The organism is Collimonas fungivorans, from assembly GCF_028292705.1.
GTDB classification, from domain to species: domain Bacteria; phylum Pseudomonadota; class Gammaproteobacteria; order Burkholderiales; family Burkholderiaceae_D; genus Collimonas; species Collimonas fungivorans_B.
On record NZ_JAQGLV010000290.1, the window covers coordinates 1 to 21,128 of the forward strand.

General features: G+C 58.9%; 21 protein-coding genes. 16 read left to right on the forward strand and 5 right to left on the reverse strand.

Annotated features, from left to right (window positions below):
* Positions 1 to 346 precede the first annotated feature (346 nt).
* A complete protein-coding gene (locus JWQ61_RS16125) occupies positions 347 to 1,774 on the reverse strand; it encodes a PLP-dependent aminotransferase family protein (protein ID WP_304361421.1) in 1,428 nt (475 codons plus the stop codon).
* 111 nt (positions 1,775 to 1,885) lie between these two features.
* Here JWQ61_RS16125 and JWQ61_RS16130 point away from each other — a divergent pair, with 111 nt between their 5' ends.
* The 5 genes from JWQ61_RS16130 to JWQ61_RS16150 all read left to right on the forward strand — a co-directional run bounded on the left by JWQ61_RS16130 (position 1,886) and on the right by JWQ61_RS16150 (position 5,224).
* On the forward strand, positions 1,886 to 2,323 hold the full coding sequence (locus JWQ61_RS16130; RefSeq protein ID WP_304361422.1) for a carboxymuconolactone decarboxylase family protein: 438 nt from the start codon (positions 1,886 to 1,888) through the stop codon (positions 2,321 to 2,323).
* A 70-nt stretch (positions 2,324 to 2,393) separates the two neighbouring features.
* Positions 2,394 to 3,149 (forward strand): SDR family oxidoreductase, encoded by a 756-nt coding sequence (locus tag JWQ61_RS16135; RefSeq protein ID WP_304361423.1) that lies wholly within the window; start codon positions 2,394 to 2,396, stop codon positions 3,147 to 3,149.
* A gap of 75 nt (positions 3,150 to 3,224) precedes the next feature.
* On the forward strand, positions 3,225 to 3,677 hold the full coding sequence (locus JWQ61_RS16140) for a GNAT family N-acetyltransferase (RefSeq protein ID WP_304361424.1): 453 nt from the start codon (positions 3,225 to 3,227) through the stop codon (positions 3,675 to 3,677).
* A complete protein-coding gene (locus JWQ61_RS16145) occupies positions 3,674 to 4,285 on the forward strand; it encodes an FMN-dependent NADH-azoreductase (RefSeq protein ID WP_304361425.1) in 612 nt (203 codons plus the stop codon). The genes JWQ61_RS16140 and JWQ61_RS16145 overlap by 4 nt, the downstream gene beginning before the upstream one ends.
* Positions 4,286 to 4,405: 120 nt before the next feature.
* Positions 4,406 to 5,224, forward strand: coding sequence for a class I SAM-dependent methyltransferase (locus tag JWQ61_RS16150; protein ID WP_304361426.1), 819 nt, complete (start codon positions 4,406 to 4,408; stop codon positions 5,222 to 5,224).
* Between the two features lie 24 nt (positions 5,225 to 5,248).
* Here JWQ61_RS16150 and gshA read toward each other — a convergent pair whose 3' ends face one another.
* Positions 5,249 to 6,835, reverse strand: coding sequence for a glutamate--cysteine ligase (gshA, locus tag JWQ61_RS16155; RefSeq protein WP_304361427.1), 1,587 nt, complete (start codon positions 6,833 to 6,835; stop codon positions 5,249 to 5,251).
* Positions 6,836 to 7,199: 364 nt separating this feature from the next.
* Here gshA and folD point away from each other — a divergent pair, with 364 nt between their 5' ends.
* The 6 genes from folD (at position 7,200) to JWQ61_RS16185 (ending at position 13,251) form a co-directional block, all read left to right on the forward strand.
* Entirely contained in the window at positions 7,200 to 8,045 is an 846-nt protein-coding gene (folD, locus tag JWQ61_RS16160) for a bifunctional methylenetetrahydrofolate dehydrogenase/methenyltetrahydrofolate cyclohydrolase FolD (RefSeq protein WP_304361428.1), read from the forward strand.
* Positions 8,046 to 8,050: 5 nt separating this feature from the next.
* Entirely contained in the window at positions 8,051 to 10,123 is a 2,073-nt protein-coding gene (locus JWQ61_RS16165) for a M3 family metallopeptidase (RefSeq protein WP_304361429.1), read from the forward strand.
* A gap of 119 nt (positions 10,124 to 10,242) precedes the next feature.
* Positions 10,243 to 10,866: a glutaredoxin family protein gene (locus JWQ61_RS16170; RefSeq protein ID WP_304361430.1), complete on the forward strand. Its 624-nt coding sequence runs from the start codon at positions 10,243 to 10,245 to the stop codon at positions 10,864 to 10,866.
* A gap of 27 nt (positions 10,867 to 10,893) precedes the next feature.
* Positions 10,894 to 11,319 carry a DNA polymerase III subunit chi gene (locus tag JWQ61_RS16175; protein WP_304361431.1) on the forward strand — a complete coding sequence of 142 codons (426 nt, stop codon included), beginning with the start codon at positions 10,894 to 10,896 and terminating at the stop codon, positions 11,317 to 11,319.
* Positions 11,320 to 11,336: 17 nt separating this feature from the next.
* Positions 11,337 to 11,765, forward strand: a complete 429-nt coding sequence (locus JWQ61_RS16180; protein ID WP_304361432.1) for a hypothetical protein — start codon at positions 11,337 to 11,339, stop codon at positions 11,763 to 11,765.
* 169 nt (positions 11,766 to 11,934) lie between these two features.
* Positions 11,935 to 13,251, forward strand: a complete 1,317-nt coding sequence (locus JWQ61_RS16185) for a D-amino acid dehydrogenase (protein ID WP_304361433.1) — start codon at positions 11,935 to 11,937, stop codon at positions 13,249 to 13,251.
* Between the two features lie 162 nt (positions 13,252 to 13,413).
* On the opposite strand, the gene JWQ61_RS16190 is transcribed toward JWQ61_RS16185, so the two are convergent.
* Positions 13,414 to 13,923 carry an Lrp/AsnC family transcriptional regulator gene (locus tag JWQ61_RS16190; protein WP_061539076.1) on the reverse strand — a complete coding sequence of 170 codons (510 nt, stop codon included), beginning with the start codon at positions 13,921 to 13,923 and terminating at the stop codon, positions 13,414 to 13,416.
* A gap of 200 nt (positions 13,924 to 14,123) precedes the next feature.
* On the opposite strand from JWQ61_RS16190, the gene JWQ61_RS16195 reads away from it, so the two are divergent.
* The 3 genes from JWQ61_RS16195 (at position 14,124) to JWQ61_RS16205 (ending at position 18,075) form a co-directional block, all read left to right on the forward strand.
* Positions 14,124 to 15,272, forward strand: coding sequence for a branched-chain amino acid ABC transporter substrate-binding protein (locus tag JWQ61_RS16195; protein WP_041741316.1), 1,149 nt, complete (start codon positions 14,124 to 14,126; stop codon positions 15,270 to 15,272).
* A gap of 248 nt (positions 15,273 to 15,520) precedes the next feature.
* Positions 15,521 to 16,672 carry a branched-chain amino acid ABC transporter substrate-binding protein gene (locus tag JWQ61_RS16200; RefSeq protein ID WP_014004888.1) on the forward strand — a complete coding sequence of 384 codons (1,152 nt, stop codon included), beginning with the start codon at positions 15,521 to 15,523 and terminating at the stop codon, positions 16,670 to 16,672.
* Positions 16,673 to 16,947: 275 nt separating this feature from the next.
* Entirely contained in the window at positions 16,948 to 18,075 is a 1,128-nt protein-coding gene (locus JWQ61_RS16205) for a branched-chain amino acid ABC transporter substrate-binding protein (protein ID WP_041742997.1), read from the forward strand.
* Between the two features lie 60 nt (positions 18,076 to 18,135).
* Here the strand turns inward: JWQ61_RS16205 and JWQ61_RS16210 are convergent, their stop codons facing one another.
* Positions 18,136 to 19,035 (reverse strand): AraC family transcriptional regulator, encoded by a 900-nt coding sequence (locus JWQ61_RS16210; protein ID WP_304361434.1) that lies wholly within the window; start codon positions 19,033 to 19,035, stop codon positions 18,136 to 18,138.
* 185 nt (positions 19,036 to 19,220) lie between these two features.
* Between JWQ61_RS16210 and JWQ61_RS16215 the strand changes: the two genes are divergently transcribed.
* A complete protein-coding gene (locus JWQ61_RS16215) occupies positions 19,221 to 20,300 on the forward strand; it encodes an aldo/keto reductase (RefSeq protein WP_304361435.1) in 1,080 nt (359 codons plus the stop codon).
* A gap of 111 nt (positions 20,301 to 20,411) precedes the next feature.
* On the opposite strand, the gene JWQ61_RS16220 is transcribed toward JWQ61_RS16215, so the two are convergent.
* The gene (locus JWQ61_RS16220; RefSeq protein ID WP_061539072.1) at positions 20,412 to 20,723 is read right to left on the reverse strand and encodes a c-type cytochrome; all 312 of its coding nucleotides are present in this window, start codon (positions 20,721 to 20,723) and stop codon (positions 20,412 to 20,414) included.
* 163 nt (positions 20,724 to 20,886) lie between these two features.
* Between JWQ61_RS16220 and JWQ61_RS16225 the strand changes: the two genes are divergently transcribed.
* Positions 20,887 to 21,117, forward strand: coding sequence for a TIGR04438 family Trp-rich protein (locus tag JWQ61_RS16225; RefSeq protein WP_120236986.1), 231 nt, complete (start codon positions 20,887 to 20,889; stop codon positions 21,115 to 21,117).
* The last annotated feature ends 11 nt before the right edge of the window (positions 21,118 to 21,128 follow it).

The following is a 21,128-nucleotide window of genomic DNA, read 5'->3' on the forward strand; positions in this document are numbered from 1 at the left end:
GCCTGCATCCGTTCGCGAGGAGGTGGAGGCGGCCGGTTTCGTACTGGACGCGGAGAGCACCATGCTCGCGAACAATGGCGATCTGCACTCGATCAAGGTGTTCGATTCGTCGATCAAGGGCGAGACCGATCGCTTCGCCTATCGGTTCGTGAAGCCCTGACAGGTCCCGGCGCCGACCCTGCCTGGTCCGATTGCGGATTTCGCTTCCCGAAAGCGGACACCCGTGACCGTCTCCTTGGGGTCGTAAGCTGTCTATCGCCAGCGACTGTCATCGGCCACTGGTGAATCCTAACTAAGCTCTGTAATCGATAAACATCTTGTTGCAAGCCATGGCCCCAGCGTGATGCTATTCCAATGCTTGTTTGAGTTTCAGCGCTAGACGCATCGCATCCTTCTCATCGATAACATTGGCAAAACCCAGCAGCAATCCCTGCTGCGGCTTTGCATTGATGTACCAGCGCGACAAAGGATGCACGGCCAGGCCTGCCGTCCGCGCATGGCCCGCCAGCATGACATCGTCTTCGTGATCAGCCAGCTTCGCCAGTACGTGCAAACCGCCCGGCTGCAGATCGATCGTTATCCGATCGCCCATTACTTCCTGGAACACGCGCGAGGTCACCGCGCGGCGTTCTGCATACAACAGCCGCATTTTTTTCAGGTGCCTTGAGAAATGGCCTTCGGCGATAAAATCGGCAATGCCTGCCTGGAACAGGTATGGGCAGCCCGCATTCAGGTTGTAGGAGGCGGCCTGGAAGCGTGCGACCGCACTGACCGGCGCCACGGCATAGGCCAGCCTTAACCCCGGAAACATCGCCTTGCTGAAGGTGCCGCTGTAAATGACGCGGTCATTGCGATCCAGGCTTTTCAGCGCCGGCAGCGGCCGCCCCTGGTAGCGGAATTCGCTATCGTAGTCGTCTTCGACAATCCAGCTGCCGGCTTTGCTGGCCCACTCCAGAAGCGCCATCCGGCGTTCCAGCGACAGCGTCACGCCAAGCGGACTTTGGTGCGACGGCGTGACCATGGCGAATTTCGCATAAGGACTGAGCCGCTTGCCTTCTTCCACCATCAAGCCATGTTCATCGACCGGCACCGGCACCACCTTGACCGCGGTATTTTGCAGAAACAGGCGGGCAAAAATATAGCCGGGATCTTCGAACCAGAATGCATCGCCGACAGTGGAAAGACTGCTTAACGTCAGTTCCAGCGTATTGCGCAAGCCGGTCGTGATGAACACCTGTTCCGGCAGGCAAGTCACGCCGCGCGAGACGCCCAGGTAAGTTGCAATCCTTTCACGCAAACGGTCAAACCCGGCAGGATCGGGATAAGCCAGCCGCGCCGCTTCGCTGCTGCGCAGGCGATGGCCGACCAGCCGGTTCCACACCTTGCGCGGGAATGCGTCGAGCGCGGGCAAACCCATCTGCAGCGGCTTCGGCGCCTTGCCGTCGTGGTCGACGATGACTGCATGGGCTTGTCCGGCCATTGCGGCTTGCGGCTTGAGGACGGCCGGCGGCGGCAAAGACGGCGATACCACGGTGCCGGCTGCGCCCCTGACCTGCAGATATCCCTCGTCCGCCAGGATGCGATAAGCCATTTCGACCGTGCCGCGCGCCAGATTCAGTTCGGTCGCCAGCGCCCGTACTGCCGGCACGCGATCGCCCGCATGCAGGTTGCCCTGCTCGATCGCAGTCTTGAAACGCTGGCATATCTGTTGGTACATAGGCAATTCCAGCGCGCGATCGATGTGCAGGTCAAGATTGGGCTTGGCAGTTTTCATGGACTAGTCCTTTTGTTATTTCTTGGCCCTTCTAACATGGCCATGATTTCCGCATACTACACCTCAAGCAAACGCCAATTTACTTCGATTTACCTAACCAAGGAGCTTCACATGCAAACTCGCCTCGACTTCTACACTGCCGACAAAGACGCCATCAAGGCCTTGATGGGTGTTGAAAACCAGATCAACAAAGGCACGCTGGATATCCTGCTCAAGGAACTGGTCCGCCTGCGTGCGTCGCAAATCAACGGCTGCGCATTCTGCCTCGACATGCATGTAACCGACGCCCGCAAGGCCGGCGAATCGGAACGCCGCATGGCTACCGTCTCAGCCTGGCGCGAAACCCCGTTCTTCAGCGACCGCGAGCGCGCCGCACTGGCATGGACCGAATCGCTGACGCTGGTTTCGCAAAACCACGTGCCGGATACCGTGTGGGAAGCAGTCCGCCCGCATTTCACCGACGCCGAACTGGTTGAACTGACACTGCTCATCACCTCGATCAATACCTGGAACCGGTTTGCCATCGCGTTCCGCAAGATGCCAGTGTAATTGCCGGCAGCTTCAGTAATTTGGTTCACAAGCCCGTCGCGATCGATGGGGACATATTGAAAGGCATTCCATGAAAATCCTCATCATCGGCGGCAGCGGCCTGATCGGTTCGAAAGTCGCCGCCAACCTGCGTCAGCTCGGTTACGACGTCGTCGCCGGCTCGCCAAGCACCGGCATCAACACAATGACCGGCGAGGGATTGGCGGATGTGGTCAAAGGCGCACAGGTCGTCATCGATTTGAGCAACTCGCCTTCGTTCGAAGACAAGGCCGTGCTCGAATTCTTTGAGACATCCGGTCGCAACCTGCTTGCGGCCGAACAGGCAGCCGGCGTCAAGCATCACATCGCGCTGTCGGTGGTCGGCACCGAGCGCATGCTCGACAGCGGCTATTTCCGCGCCAAGATGGCGCAGGAAAACCTGGTCAAGGCATCGAAGCTGCCGTACACCATCGTGCGCTCGACGCAGTTCTTCGAATTCCTCGGCGGCATTGCGCAATCCGGCACGATCGGCAACGAGATCCGCCTGTCGCCGGCGCATGTGCAACCGATTTCATCGGACGACATCGCGGCGATCGTATCGGACACAGCGCTGGTGCAACCGATCAACGGCACATTCGATGCAGCCGGCCCGGAAAAAATCGGGCTCGCCGACCTGATGAAGCGCTACCTGAAGGCCCTCGGCGACAAACGTATCGTCGTGCCGGATGCCAATGCCGCATACTACGGCGCACAAATCAACGATCAATCGCTGACGCCAACCGGCAGCGCGCGCCTCGGCGACACGGGGTTTGCCGCGTGGTTCAGCAAGTCGCAACCGGCTCGATAAACCGGAACGCGAATACCGATTCGCCCCGCTCTGCCAGCACAACGATAGAGCGGCGCCAATTTTCTGGAGAAATGCATGCAGTCCCAGGTAGAAATAAAACACATCGAAAGCGACGCCGACCTGGAAGCGTCGTTTTCCGTGATGAAGGAATTGCGGCCGCATCTGAGCGATCGCACGACATACAGCGCACAGGTCGCGCGGCAACGAGCCCAGGGGTATCGCTTGCTTGCAGCATGGCGCGATAACGCCATCGTCGGACTTGCCGGCTACCGGCTGCAAGACAATCTGATATACGGCCGTTTCGTTTACGTCGATGACCTGGTGGTAACAGCTTCCTTGCATCGCTCCAGGCTCGGCGAACGCCTGTTGCAGGCAGCAAGGCAACAAGCCGTCGCGCTGCACTGCAGGCATTTTGTACTGGATACCGGCTTGCATATGGCGCTGGCGCAGCGCTTTTACTTTCGTCATGGGCTGCTTGCCAAGGGCATGCATTTTGTTGAACCGCTTACACAAGAATCCACCACATGACACGCATTCTGCTATTGAACAGCGGCCCGCACAGCGATGCCAGCCATGGTTATCGCCTTGCAATGGAAGCGATTGCCGCATCGGGCATCGACAACGCACAGATCACCGAACGCGATCTGGTGAAATCGCCCATTCCGCCAATCGGGCGCGATTATGCAATTGCCCTCACTTCGCAAACGGCGCCCGATGCGAAAGCATTCGAATGGTCGGAACGCCTGATCGCCGAACTGGAACAGCACGACATGCTGTTCATCGTCACACCGATGCACAACTTCACCGTACCCGCCGCGCTCAAGCTGTGGCTCGATCACGTGATCCGCATCAATCGCAGTTTCCACGCGACGCCGCAAGGCAAGGTCGGGCTGATCAAAGACCGCCCGACCTTTGTACTGGTCAGCTCTGGCGGTTTCCATGTGGGAGAACGGGCGAAACAGGCTGACTTCCTGACGCCGTACCTGCGCTATGCACTGGCATCGATCGGTATCAGCGATGTGCATTTTTTCCCGCTGCAAGGATTGGTGTTCGGTCCGGAAGCCGTGGCGCAGGCAGTGCGGGAAGCACGCCAGCAATTGTCTGGGAAATTGCCCTTAGCCATTGTGTGCCTATAGGCAAGAGACTTGACGGCTAATATTTCTCCACCCCTCTCATCGTGACCGTATTATCATCGGCATGGAGGCTGGCCGGTAGATTCAATAATCTGTAGTAGCCGTGACGCAAAGGAGAATACCTTGAACAGTCCCGATACCGACAAAGTCTTTGCTGGTCCGATCCCGAGTCTCTATGAAGAGTATCTCGTGCCGCTGATCTTTGAGCAGTATGCTGGGGACATGGTGAATCGGGTAGCTTCGCGTCCTCTTGCCCGCGTGCTCGAGATTGCCGCCGGCACAGGCGTTGTGACTCGCAAGTTGGCATCAGTGCTGCCGGAAAGCGTCTCCATTGTTGCCACGGATCTCAATCAGCAGATGCTGGACCTGGCTTCCAAGACCGGGACCAAGCGCCCCGTGGAATGGCGTCAGGCAGATGCCACGCAACTGCCCTTCGACGACTCAGCGTTTGACGCCGTGGTGTGCCAGTTCGGAGTCATGTTCTTTCCCGATAAGTCAAAGGCATTTTCGGAGGCACGCCGTGTTCTCAGATCAGGGGGCGTTCTCATTTTCAACGTATGGGACCGAATCGAAGAGAACGAGTTCGCTCACTGCATTTCGACTGCACTCGAATCTCTCTTCCCCAAGGATCCTCCACGCTTCATGACTCGTACGCCCCATGGCTACCACGACCTCGCAACCATTGCGCGAGATCTGAGAACCGGCGGCTTCAGCTCGTCACCCCACATTAGTACCGTCGCGGCGCGCAGCCAGGCAGCGTCGCCGCGGATCCCTGCAATTGCATACTGCCAAGGGACGCCGCTACGTAGCGAAATCGAGGCGCGCGCCCAGTCACGGCTCGGCGAAACAACCGACATCGTTGAAGGAGCTATCGCCCGACAATTCGGGCTTGGTCCTGTGGACGGCAAGATTCAGGCGCACATCATCACGATCGAATGCTGATTGAGAAGATCGGTTCATGCCTGCCTAAACGCTCATGTTACCTAACGTGCTAGCCCGATAAGCAGCGACGAAAGTATCAAAGTCGCCAGTCTGGCTGCGCTCCAGGCTTTCCTGCTCGGACAAGGACGTCGCCGCCAGTGTTTCGAAATAATTACGTTCTTCCGGGCTCGGAGGATGCGCCAGAAAATAAGCCGCATGCGCCTTGCTCTGGCGCAGCGCAAAGCTGGCGAATGATTCCTGGTTGTCGCGCAGGATCGCCAATACCTTCGCGGACGGCGTCAGTTCAACCGATTCCAGTTTGAGGTTTTGTTTCGCCAGCGATGCCGCATGGGCGCCGTCGCTGCGCTGGGCGTCGAGCAGGGCTGCCGCCGAACCGATCCGCTGCATCAGTTCCTTGCCCCAGGTTTGCAGGCCGACCGGATTGCCGTCGCGCCGCAGTTGCAAACCGGGACGCCGCCCTTCCTTCACTGCACGTGAGAAATTCTCGGTGTTTTCCAGGCTTTCTTCATCGCTGGTCAACGGGCTGTCGTCGAGCGCGCAGAACAGCAGGAAAGCGTCGAGGAAGCGCGAGGTTTCCAGGTTGATGCCCATCGGTTCGAACGGATCGATGTCCATGCAGCGCACTTCAATGTATTGCACGCCGCGCGCCGAAAGCGCCTGGATCGGCCGTTCGCCGGAATTGATCACGCGTTTCGGCCGGATGGTCGAGTAGTACTCGTTTTCGATCTGCAAGATGTTGGTGTTGATCTGCACCCACTCGCCGTTGCGGTGGGTGCCGATTTCGGCGTACGGCGGATACGGCTGGCTGACCGCGCGCGCCAGGCTCTTGATGTAGCTGTCGAGGCTGTTGAACTGCGGCGTCAGGCGGGCCTGGGCTTCGCTGGTGTAGCCGAGGTCGCTCATGCGCAGGCTGGTGGCGTATGGCAGGTACAGGGTGTCTTTGTCCAGCTCTTCCAGCCGATGGTTGCGACCGTCCAGGAAACATTTGGACAAGGCCGGCGAAGCGCCGAACAGGTACATCAACAGCCAGCTGTAGCGGCGGAAATTGCGCACCAGCGCGATATAGCTTTCCGATTGAAAATGCACTGCCGTGCCGCTCGCGCCTTCAGCCTGCTGCAGAGCCTGCCATACGCCTTCCGCCAGCGAATAGTTGTAATGGATGCCGGCGATGCATTGCATGCGCTTGCCGTAACGCAGCGCCAGGCCGCGCCGGTAGACGTGTTTCAGGGTCCCCATGTGGGACGTGCCGTACCAGGCGATCGGGATCTGCTCTTCCGCCGGCAGATGGGCCGGCATCGACTGGCTCCACAGCAGTTCGTCGCCCAGCTTGGTGTAGACGAAACGGTGGATCGCGTCCAGTTCGGTCAGCGCGGTCGCAATGTCATGCTCGGCCGGGGTAATGAATTCCAGCAGCGATTCCGAATAGTCGGTGGTGATCTGCGGATGGGTCAGCGCCGAGCCCAGCGCGCGCGGATGCGGCGTCAGGGCCAGCCGGCCGTCGTCTTCGACGCGCAGGGTTTCTCTTTCGATGCCGCGCAGGCCCTGGCCTAGCAAGCCGCGGTGCTGCTCTTGCCCTAGCAGCGCCAGCCGGCGAGTGTAATGATCGGTCAATTCAGCATCCTTTTTTTCAAATTTGTCAGCTCTGGCCATGCGGCCGCTGGTTGCACGATTGCGGCCATGGTTGGTGACATGCAGATGTCGTAGAAGGCGAGAATAGCCGAAAATGAAAGAACGCGTCGGATACCGGCTGGACAGCAATTTACAATCGGCCGCGAGCTCAGGAAGTACGCTAGGCGAGGCCTGGTTTTATCAAATCGGCAATTTCCGGCGGATTCGCGCGGGCCGGCAAGAACGGGTTGGCAAGAAAAACAGTAAATATTCACAAATTTCCACACGGCAACACGTCGCCGGCGCAGTCTTCGGCGCGCGCACCCCTTATAATCCTGCTTTGCTTTCAATTTTCATTGCCTCTACTATGCCAGCCCAACTGATCGACGGAAACCTCCTCTCCCAACAACTCCGCGCCGACGTCGCCAAACGCGCCGCCGCGCTGACCGCGCAGGGCAAACAGCCCGGCCTGGCGGTGATCCTGGTCGGCGACAGCCAAGCTTCGCAGGTGTATGTACGCAACAAGGTCAAGGCTTGCGAAGACAACGGCTTGTATTCGGTGCTGGAAAAATATGATGCCGACCTGACCGAAGCGGCCCTGCTGGCGCGCATAGACGCCTTGAATAAAGATCCAAAGATCAACGGCATCCTGGTGCAGCTGCCGTTGCCGGCGCATATCGACGCCCATAAGGTGATCGAAGCCATCGCCGCCGAAAAAGACGTCGACGGTTTCCATATCAGCAACGCCGGCCTGCTGATGACCGGCCAGCCGCTGTTCCGCCCTTGTACTCCTTATGGCGTGATGAAAATGCTGGAATCGGTGAATTTCCCGGTGCGCGGCGCCCATGCGGTGATCGTCGGCGCCTCGAATATCGTCGGCAAACCGCAAGCCATGCTGCTCTTGCAGGCCGGCGCCACCGTCACCATCTGTAATTCCAAGACCCGCGACCTTGGGCTGCACACGCGCATGGCCGACATCCTGGTGGTGGCTACCGGCAAGCGCAATATCGTCACCGCCGACATGGTCAAACCCGGCGCTGCCGTGATCGATGTCGGCATGAACCGCGACGATAACGGCAAACTGTGCGGCGATGTCGATTTTGCCAACGCCAAGAAAGTGGCGGGCTACATCACCCCGGTGCCAGGCGGCGTCGGGCCGATGACCATCACCATGCTGCTGGTCAACACCATCGAAGCCGCAGAAAGAATGTAATTGCAATGACCACTATTCAAACCAGCAATCCCCTGCTCGACTTTACCGGCCTGGCCAAATTCGACCAGATCAAGCCGGCCGACATCAGCCCGGCGATCGCGGCGCTACTGCAGCAGGCGCATACCGTGGTGACCTTGCTGGAAGCCTCGACCGACGCCGTCACCTGGGACAATTTTGTGATCCCGCTGGAACACGTGACGGAGAAGCTGAGCCGCGCCTGGGGCATTGTCAGCCATCTGAATGCGGTAGCCGACACGCCAGACCTGCGTGCCGCGTATAACGAAAACCAGCCGAAACTGATCGAATTCTGGACCGCGCTGGCGCAAAACCTGGCCTTGTTCGACAAATACAAGGCCATCAAAAACAATCTCGATTTTGCCGAACTGTCGGAGGCGCGCCGCAAGATCGTCAACAACGCCTTGCGCGATTTCAGGCTGGGCGGCGCTGAACTGGCGCCTGCCAAAAAGATCCGTTTCGCCGAAATCCAGGAAAAACACGCAGCGCTGACCACCAAATTTTCGGAAAACATCCTCGACGCCACCAACGCCTACGGCCTGTTTGTGGACGACGAAGCCGAACTGGCCGGGCTGCCGGACGATGTACGCCAGGCGGCGCGCGCCGCCGCCGAGCAGGACGGCAAGCCGGGCTACAAATTTACGCTGCATTTCCCGTCTTACTTCCCTATCCTGCAATACGCGGACAACCGCGCCCTACGTGAAAAGATCTATCGCGCCAATGCCACCAAGGCTTCCGAACTGGGTGAAAAGCCGGAATGGGACAACAGCGCCAACATCGTCGAGATCCTGCGTTTGCGTAATGAAGAAGCGAAACTGCTGGGTTTCAAGAATTACGCCGAGCTGTCGCTGGTGCGCAAGATGGCCAAGACCCCGGCCGAAGTGATGCATTTCCTGGAAGACCTGGGCCAGCGCGCCCGTCCGTTTGCCGAGCAGGACCTGGCCGAGCTGCGTGCGTTCGCCGCGGAGCAGCTGGACCTGGCCTCGCTGGAAGCCTGGGACCTGGCGTATGCCGCGGAAAAACTGCGCGAACAGCGCTACGCTTTTTCGGAACAGGAAGTGAAACAGTATTTCCCGGAGCCAGTGGTTGTCGCAGGCTTGTTCCAGCTGGTGCAGAAACTGTTTTCAGTCGACATCAGCACCGACCAGGCTGCGGTGTGGCACCCCGACGTCAAGTTTTTCCGGATCCAGAAAGACGGCAAGCTGATCGGCCAGTTTTACCTCGACTTGTATGCCCGCAACGGCAAGCGCGGCGGCGCTTGGATGGACGACGCGCGCGCCCGGCGCCGCCTCGGCAGCGAAATCCAGACCCCGATCGCCTACCTGACCTGCAACTTCACGGCGCCGGCGATAGTCGACGGCGCGGCCAAATCGGCCTTGTTTACCCATGACGAAGTGATCACCCTGTTCCATGAGTTCGGCCATGGCTTGCACCACATGCTGACCCAGGTCGACGAGATCGGCGTGTCAGGCATATCCGGCGTCGAGTGGGATGCAGTTGAACTGCCTTCGCAGTTCATGGAGAATTTCTGCTGGGAGTGGGATGTCTTGCAGCACATGACATCGGAAGCGGAAAGCGGCGCGCCTTTGCCGCGCGCGCTGTTCGACAAGATGACCGCCGCCAAGAATTTCCAGTCCGGACTGCAGGCTTTGCGCCAGGTCGAGTTTTCCCTGTTCGACATGCGCTTGCACGACGACTATGATCCGTATGGCAGCCAAAGCGTGCAGGATGTGATCAACCAGGTGCGCAGCAAGATCGCGGTCATCAGCCCGCCCCCCTTCAATCGCTTCCAGCATTCGTTCGGCCACATTTTCGCCGGAGGTTATGCTGCCGGTTATTACAGCTACAAATGGGCAGAGGTATTGTCGGCCGATGCCTACAGCGCGTTTGAAGAAGCCGCCTCGCGCGGCGGCAACGTGGTGTCGGCAGAGACTGGAAAGAAATTCCACGCCGAAATCCTTGCCGTCGGCGGCTCACGCCCGGCGCTGGAATCGTTCAAGGCTTTCCGCGGACGCGAACCAAACATAGACGCCTTGCTGCGCCATAGCGGCATGGCGGCATAAGTAATCAAAGAAGCAGGAAGCAACTGGAAAATCAACTGGATCGATGCAATACCACTACCAAATCTTGGCTGTACAACGCTTCGCTGTACAACGGCGATTCTTACAATAGGGGAAAAAGGATGAAAGCTGGGACTAAATTCGCTGCAACGGTTTTTCTGCTGACGCTGGCCGCCGGCGCGCAAGCGCAACTGTACAAATCGACCGGCCCCGACGGCAAAGTCACCTATAGCGACATCCCGCCGGCGAAGGGCAACCAGGGTAACATTGTGCAACAGAAAACCGGCGCCGGCATCAGCGACGTCAACGACGGCTTGCCCTACGAACTGGCGCAGGCGGCCAAGAACAGTCCGGTCACCCTGTACAGCTCGGAGAAATGCATTCCATGCGACGATGGCCGTAAAATGCTGAACGAACGCGGCATCCCGTTCAGCGAAAAGACCATCAAGAGCAATGAAGATATTGCCGCCTTGCGCAAGGTCACCAGTGAAAACCAGCTGCCGATACTGACAGTCGGCCGCAACAAGGAAAGCGGTTTTTCCTCTACCGCCTGGGGCGCGGCGCTGACAGCCGCCGGCTATCCGGAAACCAGCCGCTTGCCAAAAACCTATCGCAATGCAGCTCCGGTCGCCGCCTCCCCTAGCGTCACAGCTCCCGGCAAAAGTGCAGCCCCGGCCGCCGCCAGCGCCAGCAATGGCGACTCGCCGCCGGCAGCCGGCAACGCGCCACCCGGATTTCGTTTTTAAGACGCTACCGTCCTACCAATACTATTCATGACGCAAATCGACTTTCACACCAATATTTCGGACAAGTTCCTGTACACCTGCCGACTGGTGCGTAAAGCGCGCGCGGCACAACGCCAGATCGTCATATTAGGCAGCAGCACCGAGGATCTGGCGACGCTCGACCGCGCGCTCTGGACGTTTTCCGAGCACGACTTCCTGCCCCACGTCAGGGCCGGCGACCCGCTGGCGGCGCAAACCCCGGTGATCCTGGCCGCCGACGAAGAAACCGGATGGCCGCATCACCAGATCCTGATCAACCTGTCCGGCAAGACGCCGCAGCATTTCGCCCGTTTCGAAAGAATGTTCGAAATCATCTCGCTGGCCGACGACGACAAGGCTGGCGGCCGCGATCGCTACCGCTTCTACCAGCAACGCGGTTACCCCTTGACCCATTTCGTAGCCGACAACGTATAGCTATAAAGGAATCTGTAATGAGCAATCTCGACGCCAATATTCCTTTATTGACCGAGGTCATTGTCCCGCTGCCGACTTTGACCGACATTATAGAAACGCCGCAAGCTGCCGCGACAAGCGTGGCTGCTGCGCCCGCCGCGGTGGACGACGACGGCAGTTTTGACCTGCCCAAGGTACGGCAGGAAGAAACCGCGGCGCGCACCCTGAGCCAGCATGACTGGGAGCGGCTGGAAGCGGAAGTCAGGGAAAAAGTGCTGCAGCAGCTGCAGGACCGCATCGATTTTGTCATCGAGCAAAGGGTGCGCGACGGCCTGGCCGATGTTTTGCAGACCGCGGTGGAAGGCATGGCGGCGCAAATCAGGGAAGGTTTGCACCAGACCCTGGACGAGGTAATTTCCCGTGCGGTGAGCCTGGAATTAGTCAAATTAAAAAAAACAAACATTTAGTCTGAATTTTTTGTTTCCTAATCACATTTAGCAGTACGGTAGATAAAAGTAAAAAAAACAGATCTCATTTTGATCGCCTAAAAAATCTCTGTTTTCTTACAATAGCGCTATTGAAATGGTGGCTCGACAGCCATCAGCGAGTAATTAAACAGTGGTTTTTGGAGATGAGATGAAAGTAATTGTATTGGGCGCTGGCGTTATCGGAACCAGTTCTGCATGGTTCCTGAACAAGGAAGGTCACGATGTGACAGTGATCGAACGCCAGCCCGGCGCGGCGCAAGAGACCAGTTTTGCCAACGGTTGCCAGATTTCAGTGTCGCATGCCGAGCCCTGGGCAAATCCGCAGGCGCCGCTGAAGGTGCTGAAATGGCTGGGCCAGGAAGATGCGCCGCTGCTGTACCGCTTCCGCCCGGAATGGCTGCAATGGAAGTGGGCGCTGAATTTCCTGCGCGAATGCACTCCGGCGCGCACCAATGACAATATCCGCCAGATCGTCGCCATCTGCGAATACAGCCGCCAGACCTTGCAAGCCGTGCGCGCCGAAACCGGCGTCGACTACGATTGCCTGACGCGCGGCATCCTGCATTTCTATACCGAACAAAAAGAATTTGACATCTCGCTGCCTGCCGCACAACTGATGCGCGACCTGGGGTGCCCGCGCGATTCCATCAGCGCCGACGAAGTAGTCAGGATCGAACCGGCGCTGGCGCGCATCCGCGACAAGATCGTCGGCGGCGACTTTACCGCCACCGATGAATCGGGCGACGTCTACAAATTCACCTCCGGCCTGGCCGACAAGGCCGCCGAAGCCGGCGTGAAGTTCCAGTACAACACCAGCGTCACCCGCCTGATCACCGAAGGCAGCGGCGCCGGCGCCAAGATCACCGGAGTCGAGGTCATCAATGCCGACGGCCGCCATGAAGTGCTGCATGCCGATGCTTTCGTGGTCGCCATGGGCAGTTTCTCGACGCCGCTGCTGAAGCCGCTCGGCATCGAGCTGATGATCTATCCGGGCAAGGGTTACTCCGCCACCTACCGCATCACCAACCCGGATGCGGCGCCCAGCGTTTCGCTCACCGACGACGGCTACAAGCTGGTGGTGTCGCGCCTGGGCGACCGCCTGCGGGTGGCCGGCACCTGCGAACTGAACGGCTACACGCGCGAACTCAACACCACCCGCTGCGAAGCGATCACGCGCCGCACCCGCGAGCTGTTCCCCGACGGTTGCGATTACGACAATCCGGTTTACTGGACCGGCTTGCGGCCGATGACGCCATCCAACGTGCCGTATATCGGCAAGACCAGGATCAGCAACCTGTTCCTCAACACCGGCCACGGTACGCTCGGCTGGACCATGGGCTGCGGTTCCGGCCGCGCCATCGCCGAGATCATCTCGGGCCGCCGGCCGGAAGTCGACTTCGCATTTACCGGCATGCCGCGGCAAGCGCCGCAGCCGCTGATCCTGCCGCGCCCTGTGCAAGCATGATCGCTGCCAGGCCTGCTGTAGCAAGGCGATAAAAAAGACCGGTGCTGGCGACAGCATCGGTCTTTTTTTTCGCCCGACGGGACATGGCGCGGTTTTTGCGTATGTATCCGCGGGAATCGGCAGCGCCGCCCTTTTATTGTCCGGGCGCACTGTTGGAGTGCATCACTTGGCGATGCGCACCTCGACCGTGGCCGGCTTTTCGTCGAAGGCGACGCGGGTCACGAACTTGGCGCGCTTCATGGGAAAACGAGACTGAAAATGGCGGACATTGCCGGAGCCTGAAATGACCCGGCGCACGAACTGATAATAGGCATCCATATCGATCACATGCACGACCAGGAAATAATCGTAATCACCCGACACGAAATAACATTGCATGACTTCGGCCTCCTTGTTCATGCGCAGCTCGAATTCCTGCATGTGCTCGTCTGACTGGTGGTTCAGCGAGATTTCGAGGAAGGCCAGCATGCCGTAGCCGAGCGCGAACGGATCGACCAGCGAGACGTCGGCGCTGATGATGCCGGCTTCGCGCAGGTCGCGCAGGCGGCGCAGGCAGGTCGGCTGGGAAATGTGGGCTTTGTCGGCCAGGGTGCGGGTCGGCATTTGATTGTCGCGCTGCAGCAAGTTAAGCAGCTTGCGGTCGACTTTATCTAGGGTGTGATGTTTGCTCATGCCAATGGATTAAGGGCTGCAGTGGGGACACACAAGGTGTGTTAAGAATTCGCAAAAACCGCTATGCGAAGCGTTTTTTATGTTGTAACGTTGCTGAATTCGGACAAATTCATCGAATAAGTTCGAATTAATAACAAATAAGCAGCGGACGGTGAAACTGTAATTAGATTGTTTTATTTTAAATCCTCAGGAGGACATTCATGCAGAACAAGATCAAATTGATTCCGTTGGCAGGTGCAATTGCCATGGCTTTCGCCTTTGCTGGCTCGGCTTCGGCACAAGAAGTCGTCACCATCGGCCAGGTCAGCCCGCTCACAGGTCCTAATGCGCACATCGGCAAGGACAATGAAAACGGCGCCAAAATGGCAATCGATGAATTGAATGCCAAGGGCACTCTGATCGGCGGCAAAAAAGTGACTTTCGTATTGGCTTCCGAAGATGACGCTTCCGATCCGAAACAAGGAACCGCGGCTGCGCAGAAACTGGTGGACGCCAAGGTCAAGGGTGTTATCGGCCACATGAATTCCGGCACCACGATTCCTGCATCGAAGATCTATTTCGATGCCGGCATTCCGCAAATCTCGCCTTCCGCCACCAATCCGAAATACACCCAGCAAGGCTTCAACACGGCATTCCGCGTGGTCGCCAACGATGGCCAGCTGGGCGGCACCTTGGGTCGCTATGCGGTCAACACCCTGAAGGGCAAGAATATTGCCGTGATCGATGACCGTACCGCCTACGGCCAAGGTGTTGCAGAAGAGTTCACCAAGAGCGCCAAGAAGGCCGGCGCTACTATCGTGGCGACGCAGTTCACCAACGATAAAGCGACTGACTTCAACGCCATCCTGACTTCGATCAAGGCCAAGAATCCGGACGTGATCTTCTTCGGCGGCATGGATGCTGTCGGCGGTCCGATGCTGCGCCAGATGGACCAGCTGGGCATCAAGGCCAAGTTCATGGGCGGCGATGGCCTGTGCACCACCGAGCTGGCCAAGCTGGCTGGCGCTGGCTTGAAAGACGACCAGGTAGTCTGCGCTGAAGCCGGCGGTGTGCCGGATGCAGGCAAGGCTGCACTGGAAGCCTTCAAGGTGGCTTACCAGAAGAAGTTCAACCAGGAAGTCGTGATCTATGCACCGTACGAGTACGATGCGCTGATGGCGATGGTGTCGGCCATGCAAAAAGCCGGCTCGTCCGATCCGAAGAAATACCTGCCTGAGCTGGCCAAGATCCACTACAAAGGCGTGACCGGCGATATCGCTTTTGATCCAAAGGGCGACATCAAGGACGGTTCGCTGACCTTGTACACCTACAAGGATGGCAAGCGCACCCTGCTGACCGTGACAAAATAATCGTCGCGCGTCTCTGATAAAAACGCCCCGGCAACCGGGGCGTTTTTTTTCGCCTGTTGAAAATCTGCGCGCCATCTCTCCCATTCCGCCGCCTGCATCAATCCCCGTACGGACCGCAAGGGTATTGCCTAAAATGCAGGAAAAAACCTATACGAGGATTTTGTTCTGTTGTAACGTTTACATGTTCCGCTCATTGGTCAGCGGAAACTGCTTTCACTTACCTTGTATAGACCCTTAGGAGGAAACACGTGCAGATGAAGAACAAAATGTTGCCGCTGGCTGCAGCAATCGCGTTGGCGCTGGGCGCTGCAGGCTCGGCTCACGCTGAAGAACAAATCGTCAAGATCGGCCATGTCGGCCCGGTGACCGGCCCTTCCGCCCACCTCGGCAAGGACATGGAAAACGGCGCCAAGATGGCGGTCGAAGAATTGAACGCCAAGGGCATTACCCTGGGCGGCAAGAAAATCAAGTTCGTGCTGCTGGCGGAAGATGATGCTTCCGATCCCAAGCAAGGCACGGCGGCAGCGCAAAAACTGGTGGACGCCAAGATCGACGGCGTCATCGGCCACCTGAATTCGGGCACCACGATTCCCGCTTCGAAGATTTACTACGATGCCGGCATCCCGCAGATCTCGCCTGCCGCCACCAGCCCAAAATACACGCAGCAAGGTTTTAACAGCGTATTCCGCGTAGTCGCCAACGACGGCCAGCTGGGCGGCACGCTGGGACGTTACGCAGCCACCACGCTGAAAGCCAAGAACATCGCCGTGATCGATGACCGCACCGCCTACGGCCAGGGCGTCGCGCAGGAATTCGCCAAGGGTGCCAAAAGCGCCGGCGTCAACATCGTCGCCACCCAGTTCACCAACGACAAGGCAACCGACTTCAACGCCATCCTGACCTCGATCAAGGCCAAGAACCCGGACGTGATCTTCTTCGGCGGCATGGATGCGGTGGCCGGTCCGATGCTGCGCCAGATGAAGGCGCTCGGCATCAAGGCCAAGTTCATGGGCGGCGACGGCATGTGCACGGCCGAACTGGGCAAGCTGGCCGGCGATGGCCTGATCAACGACCAGGTGGTTTGCGCCGAAGCCGGCGGCGTCGAGGAATCGGGCAAGAAGGGCCTGGAGGATTTCAAGGCAGCGTTCCAGAAGAAGTTCAACGCCGAAGTCAAACTGTACGCGCCCTACTCTTACGACTCCGTGATGACCATGGTGGAAGCCATGCAGAAGGCCAACTCGGCAGATCCGAAGAAATACCTGCCGGAACTGGTCAAGATCCATCACAAGGGCGTGACCGGCATGATCGCGTTCGACGCCAAGGGCGACATCAAGGACGGCACGCTGACCCTGTACACCTATAAGGACGGCAAGCGCACTTTGCTGACCGTCACCAAGTAAATTACATTCAGCAACTGTTTTATCGAAGCGCCCCGGCCCCAGCGCCGGGGCGCTTTTTTATTTGCGCGGGCGTTGTCATGCGGCGCTGTCATACAGTTTACGCATTTCATTCTGCCGGATTGATAAAAAAACATATAAAAGCGCTTTGCCTGGCTTTTGTATTGTTGTAACGTTTAAGTCCCTGATCAGACTGAAATCCAAGTCGGATGGCTGAAAAAACTTACCATCAATTACATTGCAAATCCTTAGGAGAAAATCCAGTGCACACCACCAAAATGATCCCGCTGGCCGCGGCTATCGCCTTGTCCCTGTCCGCCAGCGCCCATGCACAGGAACAAGTGGTCAAGATCGCCCACGTCGGCCCGATCACCGGCCCCATCGCCCACATCGGCAAAGACAATGAAAACGGCGCCAGGATGGCGATCGAAGAACTGAACAAGCAGGGCCTGACGCTGGACGGCAAAAAAACCAGGTTCGTCCTGATGGCGGAAGACGACGCATCCGATCCCAAGCAGGCAACCGCGGTAGCGCAGAAACTGGTCGACGCCAAAGTCGCCGGCGTCATCGGCCACGTCAATTCGGGCACCTCGATTCCTGCATCGAAGATTTACTACGACGCCGGCATCCCGCAAATCTCGCCGTCGACCACCAGCGCCAAATACACCCAGCAAGGTTTCAACACCACCTTCCGCGTGGTGGCCAACGACAGCCAGCTGGGCGGCGCCCTCGGCCGTTATGCGGCCAAGACCCTGCATGCCAAGACCGCAGCGGTGATCGACGACCGCACCGCCTACGGCCAGGGCCTGGCGGAAGAATTCACCAAGGCGGCCAAAGCCGCCGGCATGACCATCGTGGCGACTCAGTACACCAACGACAAGGCGACCGATTTCAATGCGATCCTGACCTCGTTCAAGGCCAAGAAACCCGACGTCGTATTCTTCGGCGGACTGGATGCCGGCGCCGGTCCCATGCTGCGCCAGATGAAGCAGCTGGGAATCCAGGCCAAGTTCATGGGCGGCGACGCCATCTGCACTTCCGACCTGCCCAAGCTGGCCGGCGACGGCATCAGCAACGACCAGGTGATCTGCGCGGAAGCCGGCGGCGTCGAAGAGTCGGCACGGAAAGGGCTGGATGCCTACAAGACCGCCTACAAGATCAAGTACGGCAAGGATGTCGTGATCTATGCGCCGTACACTTACGATGCCCTGATGACCATGGCGGACGCCATGCAAAAAGCCAAGTCGGCCGATCCGAAAAAATACCTGCCGGAACTGGCCAAGATCCAGCACAAGGGCGTGACGGGCATGATCGCGTTCGACGCCAAAGGCGACATCAAGGACGGCACCATCACCTTGTATACCTACAGGGGCGCGCAACGCTCACAGCTGGCAGTGACTAAATAACAGTTCTTGCCTGTAGTTGAAAAGCGCCTCGGTATCCGGGGCGCTTTTTTTGTTTACTGATCAGATAACGCTCCGCTCCAGCAGAGAACCGGCGCGCAGCCGCGCCGCATCGCGGCCTGGCGGCGCGCCGAACAGGCGGCTGTATTCGCGGCTGAACTGCGACGGACTCTCGTAGCCGACGCTGAAACCGACCGCCGCGGCGTCTTCGGATTGCGCCAGCAGCCGCGAGCGCGCCTCCTGCAGGCGGATCTGCTTCTGGTACTGCAACGGGCTCATCGCGGTCACTGCACGGAAATGCCGATGGAAGGACGAGACGCTCATCGCCGCCAGCCGGGCCAGTTCCTCGATCGGAAAAGTCTCGGCGTAGTGGGTGCGGATCCAGCGGATGGCGCGACCGATTTGCGACAGCCGGCTGTCAGCCAGGCCGATCTGGCGCAGCATGCCGCCCTGTTCGCCGGTGAGCAGCCGCCACAGGATTTCGCGTTCGATCATCGGCCCCAGCACGGGCAAGTCGCGCGGATGATCCAGGAGACGCAGCAGGCGCACCACGGCGTCCAGCAATTCAGCGCCGGCGTCGCTGACGCCCATGCCCGACAGTTCGCCGGCGGCGGATTCGCTGGCGGCAGTCTCCACCAGCAGGGTAGCGACGGCTGTCGGCCTCAATATCAGGCCGAGTCCCAAAAACGGCTCCGCAGCGCTGGCCCGCACCACGTGGCTGGCGATCGGCAGGTCAACCGACACCACCAGGTACTGGCCGGCGCCGTATTCAAACAGCTTGTCGCCCAGCACCGCGCGTTTGGCGCCTTGCGCCATCACGGCGAACGCCGGCTCGGACACATGGTGGACAGGTTGCGTAGTGAAGTCCGACGCCATCAGCTTGAGGCCGGGGAAAGCGGTGTCGGTCAGGCCATGCCCGGCATGGCGCGCGATCAGCAGGCGAAGTTCGGCAAGTGGTTCCATGCTTGTACCGTAACCGGCGAACGTGCGAAACGCAAGACCGGGCTGCACAAACTCCCCACAATTGGCAGGATCGTGCAAGAGCTTGCGTCCATCGATCTAGCGACGCGGTGCCGCTGCATGTTTTCATAAAAGCTCAACACCGGTGGCGCTTGCGCCCATCCATGATTTTCTTAAGGAGCAACAACATGTCACTAGATTCCTATGTCACCCTTGGCCGTTCCGGCCTGCGCGTCAGCCCGTTCTGCCTGGGCACCATGACCTTTGGCGAAGAATGGGGTTGGGGTTCCACTGCAGCGGAATCGGAAGCCATCCTGAGCGAGTATTTCGAACGCGGCGGCAATTTCATCGACACCGCCAATATCTATACGGTCGGCCATTCCGAAAAAATCATCGGCGATTTCTTCACCCAGCGCAAAGGCCGCGACCGCAAGGTCATCGCCACCAAATTTTTCGGCAACCTCCATCTTGGCGACCCCAACGGCGGCGGCGCCGGCCGCAAGGCGATCGTCGAGCAGTGCGAACAGTCGCTGCGGCGCCTGCAAACCGATTACATCGATCTTTACTGGATGCACAATTGGGACCACGGCACGCCTATCGAAGAAACCATGCGCGCCATGGATGACCTGGTTACCTCCGGCAAGGTGCGCTACCTGGGGATTTCCGACGCCCCGGCCTGGAAGGTGGCGCAGGCGCAGCTTATCGCGCAGTTCCGCGGCTGGGCGCCGCTGATCGCCCTGCAGGTCGAGTACTCCTTGCTGGAGCGGACGGTCGAGGGCGAACTGACGCCGATGGCGCAGGAACTGGGCCTTGGCGTCATGCCCTGGAGCCCGCTCAAGAATGGCTGGCTGTCGGGCAAATACAGCCGTGAGAATGCCGCCAGCGTGGTCTCCGATCGCGGCGCCCTGGTGGGCATGCCGACCGAGGCGCACTATCTCGTGGTCGACGCCCTCAAGTCCGTCGCCGCGGAACTGGACGCCAGTCCGGCCGCCGTGGCGCTGGCTTGGGTGCAAAGCCGGCCGGGCGTCACTTCGACCCTGGTCGGCGCGCGCCGGATCGACCAGCTGCGGACCAACCTGGCTGCACTCGAGATCAGCCTGACGCCGGCGCAGATCACGATGCTCGATGAGGTGTCGAAACCGGTCCTGGGTTTTCCCGTTGAAATCAATCGGCACTTGGCGCCCAGCCTCGCCTTTGCCGGCGCCACCGTCGATGGCCAGCAAACCATGGCGTTGCCGCTGGTGACCAAAAGCACAGCCCGGTACTGACAGCACCAGGGATATGGGGCCGGCAACCGGCTCCGTATCCCGGCTTGCGCGGGTTACGGGCGTAAAAAAAGGCGCTCACTTGAGCGCCTTGTTGCGGCATGGCCAGCTATATTACTTCTGCGACAAAACCCATTTCACCAGGGTATGCGCTTCGGCTTCGCTGACTTGCGGATTGGCCGGCATCGGGATTGCGCCCCAGGTGCCTGATCCGCCCTTCATGACTTTCGCCACCAGCTTGTCTTCCGCATCTTTTTGACCAGCATATTTTGCCGCAACGTCCTTGTATGCCGGGCCGACCACCTTGTTTTGCACCGAGTGGCATGCCATACAGTTCTTGCTCTTTGCCAGGTCCAGGCCGGCGTCCGCGAGGGCGGATCCCGAGGCCATTGCGCCCAGCAGTGCACAGATCAACAAACGTTTCATTCTTATCTCCGTCAAAAAAATGTGACACCATTCTACCTGCCCGCTTGCATTGTCTCATATCCCTGAAACACCTACATACATCTGGAATCCGACATATCAGACCGACATCCGTTGACCAGGAGCATCTTTCGCCCTATCCTTTCCGCAAAGAAAAGGGAATGCCATGCCACTGATTATCATTATCGTTTCGTTAATAGCGTTAAAATACTTCGAAGTCGGTCCGTTTGCCGGCATTTCGTGGTGGTGGATCGCCGGTTTGATGGCTGTCGCCTTTATCTGGTTCGAGTTCCTGGAACGGATGTTCGGCCTGGACAAGCGCAAGGCCCACGAGGAAATCGAAAAAACCAGGAAAGAACGCGTCAAGAAGACCTTCGACAGCCATAAACGGCGCTGAAGCGCTCGGGC